General features: G+C 39.4%; 18 protein-coding genes. 7 read left to right on the top strand and 11 right to left on the bottom strand.

All coding sequences use genetic code 11. The annotated features are described in order from the left end of the window. Positions 1–24 precede the first annotated feature (24 nt). The 3 genes from SJY45_RS17245 to SJY45_RS17235 are packed head-to-tail and all read left to right on the top strand — an operon-like array spanning position 25 to position 2,280. Entirely contained in the window at positions 25–990 is a 966-nt protein-coding gene (locus tag SJY45_RS17245) for a YitT family protein (protein WP_215912853.1), read from the top strand. Positions 991–1,002: 12 nt separating this feature from the next. Beyond that, positions 1,003–1,842 carry an alpha/beta fold hydrolase gene (locus SJY45_RS17240; protein ID WP_400072321.1) on the top strand — a complete coding sequence of 280 codons (840 nt, stop codon included), beginning with the start codon at positions 1,003–1,005 and terminating at the stop codon, positions 1,840–1,842. A gap of 12 nt (positions 1,843–1,854) precedes the next feature. Beyond that, entirely contained in the window at positions 1,855–2,280 is a 426-nt protein-coding gene (locus SJY45_RS17235; RefSeq protein WP_400072319.1) for a VOC family protein, read from the top strand. Positions 2,281–2,326: 46 nt separating this feature from the next. Here SJY45_RS17235 and SJY45_RS17230 read toward each other — a convergent pair whose 3' ends face one another. The 6 genes from SJY45_RS17230 to SJY45_RS17205 form a co-directional block, all read right to left on the bottom strand. Further along, on the bottom strand, positions 2,327–2,521 hold the full coding sequence (locus SJY45_RS17230) for a hypothetical protein (RefSeq protein WP_400072317.1): 195 nt from the start codon (positions 2,519–2,521) through the stop codon (positions 2,327–2,329). 81 nt (positions 2,522–2,602) lie between these two features. Continuing rightward, positions 2,603–3,298: an aldo/keto reductase gene (locus SJY45_RS17225; protein ID WP_400072315.1), complete on the bottom strand. Its 696-nt coding sequence runs from the start codon at positions 3,296–3,298 to the stop codon at positions 2,603–2,605. 46 nt (positions 3,299–3,344) lie between these two features. Further along, entirely contained in the window at positions 3,345–4,205 is an 861-nt protein-coding gene (locus SJY45_RS17220) for an alpha/beta hydrolase (RefSeq protein WP_400072313.1), read from the bottom strand. An 11-nt stretch (positions 4,206–4,216) separates the two neighbouring features. Then, complete coding sequence (locus tag SJY45_RS17215) at positions 4,217–5,638, bottom strand: Gfo/Idh/MocA family protein (protein ID WP_400072311.1); 1,422 nt, start codon at positions 5,636–5,638, stop codon at positions 4,217–4,219. Positions 5,639–5,679: 41 nt separating this feature from the next. Continuing rightward, positions 5,680–6,438, bottom strand: coding sequence for a DUF1080 domain-containing protein (locus SJY45_RS17210; protein WP_215912858.1), 759 nt, complete (start codon positions 6,436–6,438; stop codon positions 5,680–5,682). A gap of 236 nt (positions 6,439–6,674) precedes the next feature. Beyond that, the gene (locus tag SJY45_RS17205) at positions 6,675–7,979 is read right to left on the bottom strand and encodes an MFS transporter (RefSeq protein WP_400072309.1); all 1,305 of its coding nucleotides are present in this window, start codon (positions 7,977–7,979) and stop codon (positions 6,675–6,677) included. Positions 7,980–8,113: 134 nt separating this feature from the next. Here SJY45_RS17205 and SJY45_RS17200 point away from each other — a divergent pair, with 134 nt between their 5' ends. After that, entirely contained in the window at positions 8,114–8,266 is a 153-nt protein-coding gene (locus tag SJY45_RS17200; protein WP_215438359.1) for a hypothetical protein, read from the top strand. 24 nt (positions 8,267–8,290) lie between these two features. On the opposite strand, the gene SJY45_RS17195 is transcribed toward SJY45_RS17200, so the two are convergent. From SJY45_RS17195 to SJY45_RS17175, 5 genes are all read right to left on the bottom strand, one after another. Further along, the gene (locus tag SJY45_RS17195; protein WP_400072307.1) at positions 8,291–9,376 is read right to left on the bottom strand and encodes a PAS domain S-box protein; all 1,086 of its coding nucleotides are present in this window, start codon (positions 9,374–9,376) and stop codon (positions 8,291–8,293) included. Between the two features lie 243 nt (positions 9,377–9,619). Further along, entirely contained in the window at positions 9,620–10,699 is a 1,080-nt protein-coding gene (locus tag SJY45_RS17190) for an ATP-binding protein (protein ID WP_400072305.1), read from the bottom strand. 152 nt (positions 10,700–10,851) lie between these two features. Beyond that, a complete protein-coding gene (gene folD, locus SJY45_RS17185) occupies positions 10,852–11,733 on the bottom strand; it encodes a bifunctional methylenetetrahydrofolate dehydrogenase/methenyltetrahydrofolate cyclohydrolase FolD (protein ID WP_215912861.1) in 882 nt (293 codons plus the stop codon). Positions 11,734–11,784: 51 nt separating this feature from the next. Beyond that, on the bottom strand, positions 11,785–13,122 hold the full coding sequence (ffh, locus tag SJY45_RS17180; protein ID WP_400072303.1) for a signal recognition particle protein: 1,338 nt from the start codon (positions 13,120–13,122) through the stop codon (positions 11,785–11,787). A gap of 174 nt (positions 13,123–13,296) precedes the next feature. Further along, the gene (locus SJY45_RS17175; protein ID WP_400072301.1) at positions 13,297–14,667 is read right to left on the bottom strand and encodes a hypothetical protein; all 1,371 of its coding nucleotides are present in this window, start codon (positions 14,665–14,667) and stop codon (positions 13,297–13,299) included. Positions 14,668–14,775: 108 nt separating this feature from the next. Here SJY45_RS17175 and SJY45_RS17170 point away from each other — a divergent pair, with 108 nt between their 5' ends. The 3 genes from SJY45_RS17170 (at position 14,776) to SJY45_RS17160 (ending at position 18,840) form a co-directional block, all read left to right on the top strand. Then, positions 14,776–15,288, top strand: a complete 513-nt coding sequence (locus SJY45_RS17170) for an RNA polymerase sigma factor (RefSeq protein WP_215438365.1) — start codon at positions 14,776–14,778, stop codon at positions 15,286–15,288. 140 nt (positions 15,289–15,428) lie between these two features. Then, a complete protein-coding gene (locus tag SJY45_RS17165; protein ID WP_400072299.1) occupies positions 15,429–16,340 on the top strand; it encodes a FecR family protein in 912 nt (303 codons plus the stop codon). Continuing rightward, positions 16,321–18,840, top strand: a complete 2,520-nt coding sequence (locus SJY45_RS17160) for a TonB-dependent receptor plug domain-containing protein (protein WP_400072297.1) — start codon at positions 16,321–16,323, stop codon at positions 18,838–18,840. The genes SJY45_RS17165 and SJY45_RS17160 overlap by 20 nt, the downstream gene beginning before the upstream one ends. Positions 18,841–18,902: the final 62 nt, after the last annotated feature.

Genomic DNA, 18,902 nt, shown 5'->3' with positions numbered 1-18,902 from the left:
CATATTATAATTTAAAACCGTACCATGAATTCAATTTTGCAATATCTCTTGGTACAACGCGCCAAAGCCAAATTAAAGGGCGAAAAGGCAATTGCCAAAAGACAACTTGTTAAAGAAATCAGGTTGGGCCAAGTAGAGTTTGTCCATGCCATAAAAGAAATACTTTTTATTGCAATTGGTGTAGGCGCTGCAGGTTTTGGCCTTAAAGGTTTTTTACTGCCCAATCATTTTATTGATGGTGGGGCCACTGGGGTTTCTCTATTGATCCAGGTAAAATCCAATATCTCATTGGGCATTTTATTGGTATTGGTGAATATGCCGTTTATTCTTCTTGGCGCCAAGACCATCAATAGAAAATTTGCCATACGAAGCATTTTTGCCATTATAGCACTCGCCATTGTGGTTCATTTTGTCCCCTACCCTATTATCACTAGTGATAAGCTGTTGATTGCCGTTTTTGGGGGATTTTTCTTAGGTCTAGGTATTGGTATGGCCATGCGAGGTGGTAGCGTTATTGATGGTACCGAGGTACTGGCCATCTATCTTAGTAGAAAATGGCATTTGACCATTGGTGATGTGCTTCTCCTTATTAATATTGTCATTTTTTCCGCAGGTGCTTATCTTTTAAGTATTGAAACGGCGCTATATGCTATTCTCACCTACTTAGTAGCCGCAAAGACCGTAAACTACGTGGTTGATGGTGTAGAAGAGTATATTGGCGTTACGGTAATTTCTCCTAAAAATGAAGAGATACGAATAATGCTCACCGAAAAAATGGGCAGGGCATGTACGGTTTATAATGGAAAAGGAGGATATACCAAAGATGGCAATTCCCGGGTTTCAACAGAAATTATCTATACGGTAATGACCCGTTTGGAACTGGCCCGGTTAAGTACGGAAATAGATAAAATAGACAAAAACGCCTTTATAGTAATGGGGGTTGTAAAAGATATTAAAGGAGGGATGATTAAAAAGAAGCCCCTAAAATAGTTCTCAAAACCTATGCAAAAAACCCTGAACAAAATGCTCCCCAAAGTCTATGGGCGCTATTTTAATATGCTCGCAAGAGTGTCCAAGAAAAAAGCCGCTAAGAAAGCTTTTTATGTTTTCTGTACCGTACGAAAAGGCAGGGTACTCCCTAATCAAAAGGAATATCTAGACCAAGCAAAAGGTGACACTATTGATGTTAAAAAGCATACGTTACAGACTTATCACTGGCCAGGAAATAAAGAGACCGTTCTTTTGGTTCATGGGTGGGAAAGCAACACGTTTAGATGGCGTAATCTCATAGCCAAGCTTCGTGAGGCAGATTACAATATTGTGGCGTTTGATGCTCCTGCACACGGGTATTCTTCCGGGAAATGTTTAAACGTACCCCTATATTCGGATGGAGTGCAGGCCATGATTCAAAAGCACAATCCAAAATACCTAATAGGACATTCGGTTGGTGGTATGACCTTGATGTACAATGAATTTTATCACCAAAATCCAAATGTTCAAAAAATGGTTACCATTGGCTCACCTTCCGAGTTTTATGAAATCATGGACCACTATCAGCGGCTGCTAAACTTTAACAATACGGTCCGCAAAGCGTTAGAAGCACTTGTCCTGAAACGTTTTGGTTTTACCGTAGCTGAATTTTCGTCTTCACGCTTTGCTGAAAAGAATACCAAAAAAGGACTTTTGTTTCATGATGAAGAAGATAAACTAGCTCCTTTTCATGCTTCCGAAGCTGTTCATGCCCACTGGAAAAATAGTATTTTTGTTCGTACAAAGGGCCTTGGACACTCTATGCACCAAGAACATATAAATGACCAAATCGTAGATTTTTTAGATCATTAATTCCCAAAAAATATGCAAACCGTAACCCCTTTTCATATTGCTATACCTGTTCATAATCTAGATGAATGCCGAACATTCTACAGAGAAACGTTAAACTGTGAAGAAGGCCGTAGTAGTGACCATTGGGTAGATTTCAACCTATTTGGACATCAATTGGTAATCCACTACAAGCCAAAAACAGAGACCGAAGGTATCCATAGCAACCCAGTAGATGGCAAGAATGTACCTGTCCCGCATTATGGTGTTGTTTTACCTTGGGACGTTTTTGAGTCCTTCTCGCAAGAACTTAAAGAAAAAGGAGTCAGGTTCGTAATTGAACCTTACGTACGTTTTAAGGGCCAGACCGGTGAACAGGCTACGATGTTCTTTTTAGACCCTGCGGGAAACGCTTTAGAGTTTAAAGCATTTAAGGATATGGGACAGTTATTTGCCAAGTAAAAACCGTACCACTCTTTGACTGCGCTCAGAGTGGTACAGTAGTATTCTATTGTGACCACTCGGTGGGCTTTCTTACCCAACGGTGTTTTTTCAATTCTTCTATGAGTTCCTTTGGCAATCCGTTTCCGTCACTGGTTGCGGTATTGGCCAAAACGTTACGTTCTTTTCGCATACCCGGTATGGTCGTACCAATAGTCTTGTTCTCCAATATAAATCGCAGTGCCATTTCGGCTATGGTCATTCCTTCTGGAATTAATGGTCTTAACGCTTCTGCATGTTCTACACTAGAATTTAAGTTTTCTGGAACAAAATAGGTACCTCGTCAATCTCCCTCTGGAAAGGTGGTTTCCTTGGTAAGGTTACCGGTCAAAGTACCTTCATCAAAAGGAACACGTGCAATTACGGCAATGTCCATCTCCTCACACAAAGGAAAAAGTACGTCTTCGGGATTTTGGTCAAAAATATTATAAATGACCTGTACGGCATCTATCAAACCTGTTTTTAAGGCCTTGATACCGTTTTCGGGCTCCCACCTGTTTACACTTATGCCCATGGCGCCAATCTTGCCGGACTTCTTTAAGTCTTCAATAGCCCGTTGCCATTCCTCACGGTGAGACCACCCATCGTCCCAAGTATGAAACTGCATTAAATCTATACGTTCCATGCCTAAATTGGTCAAGGTTTTCTCTGTATACTCAATAATGTGATTTGTAGGATAGGAATCCTCAAATGCATATTCCGGTCTTGCCGGCCAGTTAAAATTTTTAGGCGGAATCTTACTTGCGGAATACAATTTGGTTTTGGGATGCCTACGGATAAGTTCCCCTAGCAACTCCTCACTATGCCCCTCACCATAACCCCATGCGGTATCAAAAAAATTAACCCCGTTTTCAACCGCTAAATCCAACGATTTGGCAGACTGTTCATCATCTGATTGTGTCCAACCGGCCATTCCCCACATACCGTACCCTACTTCACTAACTTGCCAACCGGTTCTCCCGAATCTTCTGTAAATCATTCTATATTTTTAATTTTATTTATTCCCTCAAAACGGATATTTACCACTAATGCTGATGAAAAGCATCGGACACAAAACCAAGAACCGTCGGTAGTGATTCCCGCCAATACGTCCAAGTATGGCCGCCATCGCGCACACGGTATTCATGTGGAATTTTCTTTTTCGTCATGGCAATATGCACTAAACTATTGCCCTCGAACAAGAAATCATCATCACCACAATCTATATACCACCTAATGGATTTAACTTCTTCCTCCGGTACTGTCTTTAACAACTCCAAAGCATTATGCTTTATGAAATATTCCTTTATTTCAGATTCACTATACTTTACATCGCTTTTCTTTAACCGCTCTTTAAAATCGGCAATAGTTAACGGTCCAACATAAGCACTTAATGGACAAGCCGAAGAAAAGAGTTCAGGCCGGTGCATTGCATACATAAAGGTTCCTCCTCCCCCCATGGAAAGTCCGGAAATAGCCCTGTAACGTTTTTCGGCCTTAATGCGGTACTTCTTTTCTATATGGGGCATAAATTCCTCAAAAAAGAAATCTTCATAACGCCAATCCTTTCCTTGATTAAAATAACCACGTTTACCTGTATTGGCATCGGGCATAACAATTATCATTGGTGTGGCCGTACCCGCTTTTATCGCGTTATCAGTAATGCGTAGAACCTCTCCAAACTGTACCCAACCTGTTTGGTCGTCACCCGCGCCGTGCAACAAATAAAGAACGGGATAGGAACGTTGTGAGGTTTCGTAATCCGGAGGCAGGTATACCGCATACTTGCGTTCCCCTTTTAAGATTTCGCTTTTTACGGTCAATTCGTCAAATACCATTCCTGTTTGACCGAAAAGGGAAACATTTAGAAAAAGACCGATGAAAATTGTAGTAATTAATCTATTCATAATCCGTCTTATTAAAACTCTCGGTAATCACCACCTAAAAATTGATTGGCTTCATCCTTAGAAAATTTAGCACTCTGCGCATCCCAATGCAAGGTCTGATTAGGAAAACGGCCTGCAATTACACCAAGCAAAATAGTCTCCGTTAAACGTCCCGCGTACGAAAAAGGAGCCGTAGTCTGCCCTTTACCCAAGCATGCATCAACAAACTGATGATAATGCTTTGGACCTTCTGTATCATAATTGCGAATAGGCTCTCCTAAATTATTGGCTTTGGAAACCTCAGCAATTTCTTTAGAGATATCCACATATTTACCCTTTACGATTTTCTTTGGCAATTGCATAAAATGAGGTAGTAACAAACGTCCCTTTTTACCAATGAACATAGCACCTTGATCAGGTAATTGACCCGCTCCGGCTACACCTGCATCTAACGATATGTCATTTTTTTGACCTGCGCCATTTTTTTGTTGTTTGCCCGCACCTTTACTGTCCGGTAATATTAAATCTTCATGCTCCGGTGGCATTCCAGGGCCGTCATACCAAATCCATTTAAGGTTTTTTGTAGTGTATTCGGTTCCAGGGAATTCATAGGTTACGGTATTGTTCTCTGGAAAACCATACCCGTTGGGCTCACGACATTCATTTTTAATAGTTAAAGGCACATCTAAATTAAGGGCATTATAAGGTGTATCAAAAATATGCACCCCCATATCACCCAATGTACCGCAACCATAATCTAACAGCCTTCTCCATTTACCGGGATGGTAGTACCCCTCTTTATAAGGGCGTTCTTTGGACGTACCTAACCAAAGGTTCCAATCCAATTGGTCCGGCACCGGGTCTTCCCCTTGAGGTTCATCTCCGTTGTAACCCCATGATTTGGGAGACCAGGCATGTACAGTATGTACCTTGCCTATGATACCACTTTGAATTAAAAGGGTAGCCAAGCGGTAATCATAAAACGAATGCACCTGAATGCCCATCTGGGTCACCAAATTCTTTTCTTTGGCCAACTGCATCATTTTTCTTGATTCATCTACATAATGAGTCAATGGCTTCTGACAGTACACGGGCTTGTTCATTTCCATAGCCATTAAGGAAGCAGGCGCATGGGTATGGTCCGGTGTAGAAACGACTACGGCATCAATCTCATCTCCCATTTCATTTAGCATAGCCCTATAATCAAAAAACACACGTGCCCCTGGGTGCAGTTTATGTGCTTTTGCCAAGTTGACGGAATCTACATCGCATAACGCAACAACATCTACAGAACCATGAGAAGCAATTGCGTTCAAATCTTCAGCTCCCATATTACCCACACCAATATGGGCCGTTCTAAGTCTTTTTCCATTTTGGAAAGCCCACGCCGCATTGGGCAACAAAGCGAACGAAGATACGGCCGCCGCGCTTTTTAAAAATTCTCTTTTATTCATTTTCAAGTAATTTGGATTGTTTGAGTATGTAGTTTAGTATTCTAAAGTTGTTTGATTTTTACATTTTTAAGCCAAAGTGGACTATCATGGTCCTGAAAACCGATATAACCTTTTTTAAAAGATCCGTATTTAGGAGCATCTTTCCATTTTCCTTTGGCCTTACGTTCTTTCCAGTCTTCTGACCAAGGCACAAAAGACAATAGCTTTTTTCCGTTAAGCCAATGCTCTACATTTTCTGGAGTAAAAATGATGCGTGACGTATTCCACTCTCCCGCAGGCTTGACTATTTTTTGACTTACATCCGGTAAGTGCATGGCGTAATCCGCACCTGTTTTTTGCCATTCTTCTAACTTGGCATTATTAATTTCTTCCCATTTAAGGTCATCCAGCATCTGATATTCGGGAGAAACTTCGGGTATGCTCCAATCCCCTTCTTGAATATGATACAACAATCCGCTATTACCTCCTTCCGGTATTTTCCATTCCCAATACAGTTCAAAATTATCGAACTCTTGGGCCGCATAGATAATATCCTTACCGCCTTTTCTATTTGCTTCGGTTCGTTTTTCGGTATCAAAAGTTAGGGCTCCGTCCTTAACTACCCATTGCGGCGGCAAATCATCTCCGTTATAGGCACGCCAGCCTTCTGTAGTAGTCCCGTCAAAAAGGTAAATCCATTCATCTGCTTCCGGGGTGGTTTCGGCCGTGGAAGCCGCTTTTGTCACTTCGTCTTTTTTTGTCTCGGTTTTACATGAGACAAGGGCTACCACAAGAGATAGCGCCAGGGCCGTTTTTTTCATTTTAATAGGTTGTTTAGGTTTTCGTTAATTCCATCATCATAGCAAAATTGAGGTACATTGCTAAAACATCTAAATCTAGGAACAATAGCGCAAGAATCAAAATGCAACTTTACCAGCTGCCTATCAAAGAACAAACTATGCCTCTTCTAGGGTTTAGAAAGGGATTTAGAACCCAGAGAAGTCTGAAAAAACCAAAATAGAAAGCTATCTAATTGTAATAATAAATCAAATTATGATTACTGCGGATTATTTGCCTTAACCGAACCTATAGCCAAAAAAAGTAGAAAAACAAGTCCTAGATACCCAAGTAACCTATACGACCCAAACGTACTGAAACAAAGACTGAAAATGGGTGGTGCAAGAGCGCTTCCCAAAATTAAAAATGACATCACCTTACCCGTTATGGCCCCTAAATGTGTACGGCCAAAGAAACGAGGCCATACAATAGCGTTGAGTACAGCAAAAAAGCCGCCTAAAACTCCGAAGCCACCAATTAGCATGGGAATACCAAAAGAAGAGGACAGGAACAAAAAACCAACTGAAGCCATAATCCCTCCTAAAATCATCAAATACAAATAAAGTTTAAGATGCAGGTAATCGCTTAAAAAATTAAAAATTAGAGAAATGGTTACTGCTACGACGGATGCCGGCAAAAATATGGATATGGCATCATCTTTCGGAAATCCTTCACTGGCAAAAACGGATACTACGTGAAAAGTTAACCCGGTAATAAAAAAACTATTAAAAGATAAGATCAACGCATACATCCAAAATGCTCGGGTCTGTTGTGCTTCTTTTACCGTATACTGTTTTGCCAAGGGTATGTTCTTGGACTCTTCTTGATTCACCAAAACTTCGCCATCCGGTAATAGACCGTGCTCTTCCGGTTTATTCTTATAAAACTGTAAGATACAAATTGAGAAAACCACTAGTGCCGCAGCCAATATTTGCCATGTAACCTGCCAACTATAACTTTCAATGAGTGCATTTACCCAGAGCGGTGAAGATGAAAAACCAAACGATATGGCCACACTGCTAATTGCATTGACCTTACCCCTATTCTTATCGAACCAAATCATGATAACATTACGGGAAGCCATAGTAAGTACTCCTTGGCCAGAAAACCTTAGAACAAAAAAGAGGGAAGCCATTATAACAAAGGGAACAAGCCACGTATCAACGTTTAACAAGCTTTTTACGAACGTACTCATTTGTACGGACCAAGAACAGAGCATAAGAGCCACTGCCAATGTAATCGCAGCAAAAAATGCCACGTAGCGAGCCCCATACTTATCAAACCAAACCCCGGCACGACCAATAACCAAAGAACTACATATAGTACCTATCATATACGCATTACTAAACTGGTTCCTGCTCAAACCTAAAGCATCCTTTACGGGATCCGTAAATACAGATACACCAATGGTTTGGCCAGGAATACTACAGTAAATACCAATGGTACCGATTACCAAAATAATATAACCGTAAAAAATTGGACTTTTAGCAGGGTCTACGAAAGAAAAACGGTTTGTATTGGCCATGGAATATGCAAAAGCCGCAAAAGTAAAGGTTTTGCCTTAGCACCTGCATTTCAACGTGTAAAGATTATGCAAAATTTATACATAAAACGCTGTTTTAAACGTTATGTACATTCAAATCTATTTTTACTTGACCTATGAAAAAGTTCGCGTTTGTATTGTTCCTTCTTACGGTAATCATCGTAATAAGTAGTTGCAGTATTGATGACAGCAATGATATTGAAGTTATAAAACCCGGAGATACCGTAATTACAGGAAAGGTTTTAAAGGAAAAGAAATTTCTAAACTAGGCGTTTGGAACCCACTATTACTTCTTACGACCATTCTTCAAATACAATGGTAAAGGTGGTTCCTTGATTTATTTTGCTATCCACCTGTATACTTCCGCCTAAACTGGTTATATGCTTTTTTACCAAGTATAGGCCAAGTCCCTTGCTACCGTTGGCATTATGAAACTTTTGACTGAGTTCAAAAATAAGGTGTCCATATTTTTCCATATCAAACCCCAAGCCGTTATCACTATAAATTAACTTTTTCCGGCCCCTATCCATTTGAGTCTTGATAGAAATAATAGGTGCGACGCCAGGCCTTGCATATTTGGTTGAATTGGAAATCAAGTTTAGAAAAATACTCTTCATATATTCTCCATTGAACGGAACGAATTCCGCCTCGGAAAAATCAGTAATAAACTCTACATTGGAACCGCTCAGCAACGTACCAATGGATTGTGTAACCTCTTGAAATACCTCATTGAAATAAACGTCATCCAGTGCCTTTGCAACGCTTTCGCTTTCCGTTACTGCGTCAACATAAGCGTTTAATGATTCCTTCAATCCATCTGCAGAGCGTTTTACGTGCTCTAAAATCTGTAAGGTGGTGTCATCATTGATTTTGTTGGTATCCAGCATTTCTACGAGATAGACCAAATTATTTACGGGCGACCTTAAATCATGGGAAGTAATATGGTTTAACTGTTTGAGCTTTTCATTTGTTTCCACTAAGTCACTTACAAGAGAAATGCGCTCATTCTCCAATTCTTTTTTATGTGTTATATCCTTGGCTATGGCATAGACCAAGCCTTCATCTACGGACGGGCTAGCCGTCCAGTACAGCCATACCAACTCCCCAGTTTTAGAAACGTATCTATTTTCAAAATTGCACAAAGGAATGTTATTGATCAAGTTCTGACCATGCCGGGCCGTTAACTCGCGGTCTTCCTCATAAATAAACTCCGTTATGGGCTTTGAATACAGTTCCTTATCCGTATACCCCAAAAGTTTTGTAAAGGCAGGATTTACTTTCTTAAAGAAACCTTCAAAATCTGTGATACAAAGATTATCTGTTGATAAGTTAAAAAACGGATCTAGCTTAAAGTTTTCGGTTTCTATTAACTGTCTCATTGGTTTTGGTAAGGTATAACGAATTTAAAACGCTAAGTATAAGACAATTGTTGCTTAATCTCCAATTATTTTCATCGAATGAACAATTTTTTCTTCAGCAAAACGTTTGTTTGGATTTTTATAAAAAACCCTAAACAAATTACAAACTACTAACCGGATGTCTTAAAATACGAGCCATACGAGAAGCGGATAATCAATGTACGGAAGGATTAAAATTAGAATCCCGTTAAAAATTGGCACCGATCAAGATTTAAATTTAATGGTAAAAGTACTACCCTCGTTTACTTTACTTTCTACACTTATACTACCTCCTAGACTGGTTATATGGTTATGCACTAAATATAATCCCACTCCTTTACTGTCTTTAGTATTGTGAAATCTTTGATTTAGGTTAAAGATTAGGTGCCCCACTTTTCCCATGTCAAAACCAAGTCCGTTATCAGAAAAAGTAAATGTCTTTTCACCGTTATTTTCGGTTGTGGTAATCTTAATTTCAGGGAAGCTGTCCGGCCTAGCGTATTTGATTGAGTTGGTAATAAGATTAAGAAAAATACTCTCCATGTAAGACGTATTGAACTCTACACTTTCCATTCCGGAAAAGTCCGCATAAAATTTTGCTTTTGAGTCCTTGATCAAAGAACTGATAGAGTTCTGTACTTTTTGAAAAATAGTTTCAAAATACACTTCCTCTACCCTAACATTAGATTCTTCATTTTCCTTTAACGCATCTACATAAGAGTTCAATGAAGTTTTAAGGCCTTGTGCAGATTGCTTTATATATTCAAGTATTTTTTCATTATCCTCATCACTATTATTGTTAGACCCCAGAATATCCGCCAGATAAAGTAAGTTGTTGACCGGAGACCTTAAATCATGTGAAGTAGTGTAATTTAGCTGTTTAAGTTGTTGGTTTATTTTTGATAAATGAGCCACATGAGAGATACGTTCCGACTCCAAGTTCTTTTTGTGGGTTATGTTTTTGGCTATGGCATAGACCAATTGCTTGTCCGGCATGGGGATAGATGTCCAATGCAGCCATACCAATTCTCCGGATTTACAGATATACCGATTCTCAAAATTGACTAAAGGCTTATTATTTATAAGACTTTTTCTGTGGGAGGCGGTCAGTTCACGGTCTTCCTCATAAATAAATTCACAAATAAGGGAAGAAAACAGCTCCTCTTTAGAATACCCCAACAATTCAATAAACGCAGGATTTATTTTTCTAAAATATCCATCGTATCCAGCAACACAAAGATAATCCATGGATAAATCAAAGAAAGGATCCAATTGAATATCGGCAGAGGCAAGTGCTTCTAACATAAGATGGTTGGTTTATAAAGCGCTAACGCTCAAAACTAAACAATTGTTGCACTTAAACGAGAAAACAGAAAAGAATTAAAGCTATAAAAAACCCATAGCCGCAAAACCCAATTTTACCGACTCAAAAAATCAATAAAAATTCTAACCCGCCTCTAGTTATTTCTATGTCTTTCTCTGGCTAAAAGGGTATTTTTGAGAAGCATAGCAATGGTCATTGGTCCAACACCGCCTGGAACAGGAGTTATAAATGAAGCTTTAGGGCTAACCTCTTCAAAATCAACATCACCGGTAATATAATATCCTTTTTCCTTGGTTTCATCGGAAACCCTGGTAATACCAACATCTATGATAACCGCACCCTCTTTGACCATATCGCCTTTTAAAAAGTGTGGAACACCCAACGCAGATACAATTATATCTGCCTGCAAGGTCAATTCCTTAATATTCTGAGTTCTACTATGAGCTAAGGTAACCGTACAGTTTGCAGCTTCTCCTTTCTGGCTCATTAAAATACTAATGGGTCTACCTACAATATGACTACGGCCAATAACAACGGCATGTTTACCTTGAGTATCTACCTTATAACGCTTAAGAAGTTCCATAATACCAAAAGGAGTGGCAGATATGAAAGTTTCCATATCCAATGCCATTTTTCCGAAGTTTGCAGGGTGGAATCCGTCTACATCTTTATCCGGATCAACAGCCATTAAAACCTTTTCCTCGTCTATATGCTTTGGCAAAGGTAGTTGTACAATATACCCGTCAATATCCGCGTTGGCGTTAAGCTCATGAACTTTATTTAACAGCTCTTCTTCTGTAGTTTCACTAGGCAAGTGAATTAAAGTAGATTCAAAACCAATTTTCTTGCACGAGCGTACTTTGCTACCTACATACGTTAGACTTGCTCCGTCATTACCTACCAGAACGGCTGCCAAATGGGGTACTTTCTCACCGCGTTCTTTCATCTTCGCTACCTCTAAGGTAATCTCGTCCTTTATCTCGTTGGAAACTTTTTTTCCGTCTAGTAATGTCATAATATTCGGTTAGGTCTTAACTGGTCCTGTATTTTTTTTAAAAACTTGGTTTTATTTCATGCCACGCATGTTTCCCATCATCTGCATCATCTTTTTACCGCCACCGCCTTGCATCATTTTCATCATTTTGCTCATCTGGTCAAACTGCTTCAAAAGTTGGTTTACTTCTTGCACTTGTCTTCCACTTCCTTTGGCGATACGCTTTTTACGGCTCATGTTCAATTTGGAAGGGTTTGAACGCTCATCTGGCGTCATACTATGTATAATGGCTTCAATGTGCTTAAAGGCATCATCATCTATATCCAATCCTTTAAGTGCTTTTCCTGCTCCAGGAATCATCCCCATTAAATCCTTGATGTTACCCATCTTTTTGATTTGCTGTATCTGGGAAAGGAAATCATCAAAGCCAAACTTGTTTTTGGCAATTTTCTTCTGGATTTTACGGGCCTCTTCTTCATCAAACTGCTCTTGGGCACGTTCAACTAAAGAAATAACATCACCCATGCCCAGAATACGCTCGGCCATACGTGAAGGGTGGAAAACATCAATAGCTTCCATTTTTTCACCTGTACCGATGAATTTTATAGGCTTATCTACTACCGATTTAATTGAAATAGCAGCTCCACCACGGGTATCACCATCTAACTTGGTAAGTACTACCCCGTCAAAATTTAAAATATCATTAAAGGCCTTTGCCGTGTTTACAGCATCTTGACCCGTCATAGAATCTACTACAAAAAGCGTTTCTTGAGGTTGTATGGTTTTATGGATTTCAGAGATTTCGTTCATCATCTCCTCATCTACCGCCAAACGACCCGCGGTATCTATAATAACTACGTTGTAGCCTTCTGATTTTGCTTTGGCAATACCGGCCTGTGCAATCTTTACCGGGTTCTTCTCATCACGATCGGAATATACCTCAACCCCAATTTGCTCCCCAACTACGTGCAGCTGATCTATTGCCGCAGGACGGTACACATCACACGCCACCAATAAAGGCTTCTTTGTTTTTTTGGTTTTTAGGAAGTTGGCCAATTTACCTGAAAAGGTAGTTTTACCCGAACCTTGTAAACCGGACATTAAAATTATGGAAGGAGTTCCGGAGAGGTTAATCCCTTCTGTTTCCCCGCCCATAAGCTCCGTAAGCTCATCCTTAACAATCTTTACCATTAATTGGCCAGGTTGCAAAGTGGTCAATACATCTTGACCCAAAGCTTTTTCTTTGACCTTATTGGTAAATTCTTTGGCTATCCTGAAGTTAACATCCGCATCCAATAAAGCCCTACGTACTTCTTTAGTGGTCTCGGCAACGTTAATTTCTGTAATCTGCCCATGGCCCCGTAGGGTGTGGAGGGCTTTATCTAGCTTATCACTTAAATTGTCAAACATCGTCTTACTTGCTTTTGAAGAAAGGCAAATTTAATAATAACTACGCTAAAGAACGGGGCGTAAAGAAAAAAATATGATATCAAAAAAAAAGCACCCCTCTCACGAAGGGTGCTCTTTAAAAATCTGTGGGGCAAAAATAGGTATTCGGTTACTCTAATCCTTAATTATTAAAAGTTAGTTGCAAACTTTGCTCAGTGCAACAACTTCTTCTTTTCTCTTTATTTTCATGTACTCCTGGCCGCATTCAAGCACCTGCCATTCGCCAATGTAACTTTCTAAATTCTCGGTAAGACCTTTTAAAATCAACACATTTTCCGTAACGTCCCAACTTCCTTCATCTACCACTTCACCATTGGGGTCATAAACCAGAAGACCTTGTTCTGCGAATTTTACGTTCTGTTCCTCAAAAAACTCACCTTTTTCATCCGCCAGTCTCCAGTTACATACTCCCAATCGTTCAACAATGGTTTCCTTATTACATATTTCCGGTTGATAGTCGCAATTCTTTTCTAACACCATAGAGTCATCCTCTACGAACATTTTTATCTTACCTTCTTTAATTTCGTATACTTTCCAAGTATTGGTAAAATAATCGTTTGCTTCAAAATTAATTTTCACAACAACTCTATACTCCTCAACGAACGTACTCCAATCACCGTCTATTCCGTAGCCATACTTATCATAGGCCGTGACCTTTCCGTCTTCCATAAAGGACAACGCATAACTATTGTATTGTTCAGATTGGTTTTCAGCTTTTGTTTGTACTTGAATTAGATTCCAAGGGCAATCAATTAACACATTGTCTAATTGGGGCTTTGTAAAATCATCATCATTGTAATCGTTATCATCATCTTCATCACATGCCTTTTTGGCCTGTTCCAAAATACTGGATATCTCTGTATTTGAGTTAACCACAACCTCGGTGCCATTTAAATATATTAAGGTGACCGGATAATCAAAACTCACCAAATCCGTATCTTCAAGACCAGCAAAAAATCTTCTTAACTCTGCATCATGGGCAACGGTTACAGAAGCCGTTTGTTGAAAATCAGGATTATAGGTAAATACGGTGGCAGGATAGACCAAGTCTACGCACTCAATATCCGCATCCGCACCTCCTTCAACGCATTGAGTCACAAGTTTTTCCAAATCGGCTCTAGAACCTACGGTAACTTCCGTGTAATCTGCCATAGTAACGGTTACTGGAAAAACAATAACCATAGTACTATTGAAACCTTCTAAAGCATCTAAAAATTCTTCCAGAACCTGTAGGCCCTCCATAGAATCAATTGTTAGCCTTTCATCGTTCACTACAACCGTATAGGGAAATTGAATATCAAAACAACTGGCACCATCTACAATATTGTCATACGAACCATCATTGGAAACCGCTTCTTTTAGAAGTTCTAAAGTGGCGGAATCAACAGTTAAAGTTTTTTCAGCATCTATAGACTCCTCAAAGGGCTCTTCATCTTGACATGCGGTCAAGGCCATTAGCAGAGCCAGTAGGAAAGCTACTAATGAAAATTTAAAACACTTCTTCATACTGATTTGGAATTTAGGGGTACTTTGAAATTGAAACAACCCATTTTTGAAATACCCTACCTGAGCAAATTCATTTTTTTCAAATACCTTTGAAAAAAAATACCCTAATTGGAAACCAAAAATACAGGCAATGTTTGCGAAGAGCAAGTCTTTGATACAATTTTCAAAGCTAATTCTAAAACGGTTTTCAACTATATATATTATAAGTTTGGCAATGAGGAGAAAGCCCATGATGCCGTTCAAGAGGCATTTGTAAAACTTTGGGAGAACTGTGCCAAGGTTTCTCCGGAAAAAGCCAAATCGTTTGTTTACACCGTTGCCAACAATTTGTACCTTAATGTGATAAAAGCCGAGAAGGTACGTTTAAAGTATGCGGACAAGACCTTAAAGGTTACCCATGAATCGCCCGAATTCTTGATGGAGGAAGACGAATTCAAACAGAGATTGAACCGTGCCTTGGACAGCCTTCCGGAAAACCAACGGACCACTTTTCTATTAAATCGAATTGATGGAAAGAAATATGCAGAGATAGCCGAAATGGAAGGAGTAAGCGTAAAGGCTATTGAAAAAAGAATGCATTTGGCATTGAAATCGCTTCGAGAAAAGATTGATGGGATATAGTGGTTAGTGGTTAGTGGTTAGTGGTTAGTGGTTAGTGGTTAGTGGTTAAAATAGTTTTTAATACATAGCTACCATATATCAAAAATAAAAAGTAGGGTATTTACGTAATGAATTGTTACTAAGGCATAAAGCTAGAATTGATGCAAGAAAATCACTTAGCAAAATGGTTGAACAATGACCTCACCGAGGCCGAGCTCGCAGAGTTTAAAAAGTCTGCGGAATATGCTTCCTATGAGCGCATTATTGCCGCTTCGGGCCAGCTACAAGCTCCCGCCTTTGACGCTAACGAAGCCCTTATGGCCTTAAAGAACCAACGTACTTTAATGGACACCAAGGTTGTACAGCTGCATCCTTTCAAGAAATTTTTACGTATTGCGGCAGCGGCGGCCGTTATTATGTTCGGTTCGTATTTTTATCTCAACTCTTTAGATGAAAACATTGTTACCGAATATGCCGAAAACAAAGAAATTACCCTTCCCGATAATTCCAAAGTACAACTAAATGCAGATTCCGAACTCTCTTTTAGTGAACGTAAATGGAGCAAAGAACGAAATGTTGAACTTAAAGGTGAGGCGTTTTTTAAAGTGGCCAAGGGCGAGCGTTTTACCGTTGAAACAAAAGATGGCGTAGTTGCTGTTTTAGGAACTCAATTTAATGTAGAAAACAGACCGGGCTTTTTTGAAGTTACCTGTTTTGAAGGATTGGTAAGTGTTACTTTTAACGATAAAGAAACCAAGTTGCCCGCCGGAAATTCCTTTTTGGTCATAGATGGTAAAATTACCCAGGTACCGGTATCTAAAACGGAACATCCGTCTTGGATCAATAATGAAAGTACTTTCAAAAGTGTTCCGCTTAAATATGTCCTTAGTGAATTTGAAAGACAGCATAATATTACGGTTGAAACAAAGGATATAGACACAGAACAATTGTTCACCGGAACTTTTAACAATACGGATGTGGATGTTGCGTTAAAGAGCATAAGCGCACCCTCGCAAATAAAGTTTAAATTTGAGGGCAGCAAAGTGCTCTTCTATGGCGATAAAAATCCGTAAACTTCTTCTTTTTATTTTAGGTTTTACGTGTTTTATAACCTCACACGATACTATAGCACAAACTGGTGAAAAAATAGCGCTGTCTACTTTTTTGCAACAGCTAGAGCAAGAATTTGATATTAAATTCTCTTATGCGGATAGTGAAGTACTTGGCCTTGAAATTTATGTCCCGCAAGAAACTTCATTGCCCATCATTTTAGATGATATTGAGACCCAGACCCAAGTTGAGCTAGAAAAAATTAACGAGCGGTATTACACCCTTACCAAAAGTAATTTTATTTCTATCTGCGCCACGGTTCTGGATAATTTTAAGATGAACACCCTCTACGGTGCCAGTGTAAAGGTCTTGGGAACCAACATTACCACTTTTATTGATGAGACCGGCACATTTGTATTGCACAACGTTCCCAGAAGTGCCTCTGTCCAAATTAAGCACTTAGGCTATAAAACCCTTTTTGTTAACGCTGATGAGCTCATTAAAAAAGCACCTTGTAAAACCCTTTTGCTCGCCCAGTTTTACCAACAACTAGAAGAAGTGGTTGTTTATGAATTCCTTACCAAAGGCCTTGTAAAACAAACCGATGGAAGCTTTCAAATGAACAGTGAGGAATTTGGCATCCTACCGGGACTTATAGAACCTGATGTTTTACAGACCGTTCAAGCATTGCCCGGCATAGAGAGTACGGACGAAACCGTGTCCAACATTAACATACGCGGGGGAAGCAATGACCAAAACCTTATTCTTTGGGATGGTATAAAAATGTACCAATCTGGACACTTTTTTGGGTTGATATCGGCGTTTAATCCTTATTTGACAGACAAAGTAACCTTAATAAAAAATGGCACTGGAAGTCAATATGGCGATGGCGTAAGTGGCATTATAGATATGCGTAGCAAAGATGCCATTGCAGACACTTTTTTTGCAGGTGCAGGTTTCAATCTTATTGGCGGTGACGTTTACGGACATCTACCCATTACGGATAAGGTTGCTGTTCAATTTTCGGCCAGACGCTCCCTTACAGACCTTATTGACACCCCTACCTATGATAAATTCTTTACTCGCGTTTTTGATGACAGTCAAGTAACTCAAGAGGGAAATTTCTATTTCTATGATTTTACGGGTAAGGTTTTGTATGATATTAATGACCGGCACAAGTTTCGTTTTAGCTTTATAAACATTAATAATCTATTGGACTACACAGAACGTGACATGTCCGATACCAATGAAATACACAGCGCCTTAAACCAAACCAACTTATCTCTTGGAGCAAGCCTAAGTAGTGACTGGACCGAAAAATTCGCTACGTATATCAACCTCTACAGTACACAGTACCAATTAGACGCCCGGAATATTTCCGCTAATGCGGAGCAGATACTTTTTCAGAATAATGAAGTTGAAGAAACGGCCTTAAAGCTCAGTACCAATTTTATGCCCAATGATAATTTCAACTGGCTTAACGGCTATCAATTTACAGATACGGGTATTGCCAATGAAACATCGGTAACACAACCACCTTTTGAGAGTAACGCCCGAAACGTTATTAAGAGTCACGCTCTTTTTTCTGAACTCACCTTTACATCAACCGATAAAAAAATCTATGCAAGAGGCGGACTTAGATTGAACTATTTAGAAAACCCGGACACTTTTAAGGAGTATATTCTAGAACCAAGATTAAGTTTTAACTATGCTTTTACAAGGCACTTAAAAGTTCAGGCACTGGGCGAATTCAAGAGTCAAGCTATCAACCAGATTATTGATTTGGAGCAAAATTTTCTGGGTATAGAAAAACGGCGTTGGATAGTATCGGACGGAGAAAGCCTGCCTATTACCAAGAGTAAACAAGGCTCTATAGGTATCAACTATGACCATGAAAATTTTTATGTGGGACTTGAGGCCTTTTATAAAGAAGTGGATGGCATTAGCACCTCAACACAGGGCTTTCAGAACCAGAATCAATTTAATGGGGAAATAGGAAAGTACGATGTAAAAGGCGTTGAATTTCTAATCAACAAAAAGACCGATAACTATAGTGTTTGGGCCAGCTACACCTACAATTTCAACAATTACAATTTCTCCGAAGTTCTACCCCCCAATTTCCCGAACAACCTAGATATAAGACATGCCGCTACCTTTGCCGGGACCTATACGCTGGAGAACTTTAAATTGGGTATTGGACTAAACTATCGTACGGGAAAACCCTATACGGAGCCAGATCCGGATGAACCATTGGACACTTCTTTTTTTCCTAACAGAATTAATTACCAAGACCCCAATAGTAACCGGCTACCCGAATATTTACGCGCCGATGCTTCCGCCATTTACAATTTCAACCTTACAGAAAAATTGAAAGCATCCGCAGGTATTTCCGTTTTGAATTTTACTAGTAGAAAGAACATTTTAAACAGTTACTATCGCCTGAATGAAGACAATGAGATAGAAAAAGTTGAAAACGTTTCCTTAGGTCTTACGCCCAATGTTAGTTTTAGAGTGCGATTTTAATAGGAATTCAAGAGCTCTCCCCCATTAATTATAATTAATTTTAAAGGATTAATTATTTCATT

It is taken from the genome of Zobellia russellii, from assembly GCF_044597075.1.
Taxonomy (GTDB): Bacteria; Bacteroidota; Bacteroidia; order Flavobacteriales; family Flavobacteriaceae; genus Zobellia; species Zobellia russellii.
The sequence above is the reverse complement of the archived record's forward strand: the minus strand, read 5'-3'. Positions and strand labels throughout refer to the sequence as shown.

What these genes read in the sequence shown, in the direction of transcription:
- SJY45_RS17245 (WP_215912853.1), top strand. Translation starts at nt 25, where the DNA reads ATGAATTCAATTTTGCAATATCTCTTGGTACAACGCGCCAAAGCCAAA.
- SJY45_RS17240 (WP_400072321.1), top strand. Translation starts at nt 1,003, where the DNA reads ATGCAAAAAACCCTGAACAAAATGCTCCCCAAAGTCTATGGGCGCTAT.
- SJY45_RS17235 (WP_400072319.1), top strand. Translation starts at nt 1,855, where the DNA reads ATGCAAACCGTAACCCCTTTTCATATTGCTATACCTGTTCATAATCTA.
- SJY45_RS17230 (WP_400072317.1), bottom strand. Translation starts at nt 2,521, where the DNA reads ATGACCATAGCCGAAATGGCACTGCGATTTATATTGGAGAACAAGACT.
- SJY45_RS17225 (WP_400072315.1), bottom strand. Translation starts at nt 3,298, where the DNA reads ATGATTTACAGAAGATTCGGGAGAACCGGTTGGCAAGTTAGTGAAGTA.
- SJY45_RS17220 (WP_400072313.1), bottom strand. Translation starts at nt 4,205, where the DNA reads ATGAATAGATTAATTACTACAATTTTCATCGGTCTTTTTCTAAATGTT.
- SJY45_RS17215 (WP_400072311.1), bottom strand. Translation starts at nt 5,638, where the DNA reads ATGAATAAAAGAGAATTTTTAAAAAGCGCGGCGGCCGTATCTTCGTTC.
- SJY45_RS17210 (WP_215912858.1), bottom strand. Translation starts at nt 6,438, where the DNA reads ATGAAAAAAACGGCCCTGGCGCTATCTCTTGTGGTAGCCCTTGTCTCA.
- SJY45_RS17205 (WP_400072309.1), bottom strand. Translation starts at nt 7,979, where the DNA reads ATGGCCAATACAAACCGTTTTTCTTTCGTAGACCCTGCTAAAAGTCCA.
- SJY45_RS17200 (WP_215438359.1), top strand. Translation starts at nt 8,114, where the DNA reads ATGAAAAAGTTCGCGTTTGTATTGTTCCTTCTTACGGTAATCATCGTA.
- SJY45_RS17195 (WP_400072307.1), bottom strand. Translation starts at nt 9,376, where the DNA reads ATGAGACAGTTAATAGAAACCGAAAACTTTAAGCTAGATCCGTTTTTT.
- SJY45_RS17190 (WP_400072305.1), bottom strand. Translation starts at nt 10,699, where the DNA reads ATGTTAGAAGCACTTGCCTCTGCCGATATTCAATTGGATCCTTTCTTT.
- folD (WP_215912861.1), bottom strand. Translation starts at nt 11,733, where the DNA reads ATGACATTACTAGACGGAAAAAAAGTTTCCAACGAGATAAAGGACGAG.
- ffh (WP_400072303.1), bottom strand. Translation starts at nt 13,122, where the DNA reads ATGTTTGACAATTTAAGTGATAAGCTAGATAAAGCCCTCCACACCCTA.
- SJY45_RS17175 (WP_400072301.1), bottom strand. Translation starts at nt 14,667, where the DNA reads ATGAAGAAGTGTTTTAAATTTTCATTAGTAGCTTTCCTACTGGCTCTG.
- SJY45_RS17165 (WP_400072299.1), top strand. Translation starts at nt 15,429, where the DNA reads ATGCAAGAAAATCACTTAGCAAAATGGTTGAACAATGACCTCACCGAG.
- SJY45_RS17160 (WP_400072297.1), top strand. Translation starts at nt 16,321, where the DNA reads ATGGCGATAAAAATCCGTAAACTTCTTCTTTTTATTTTAGGTTTTACG.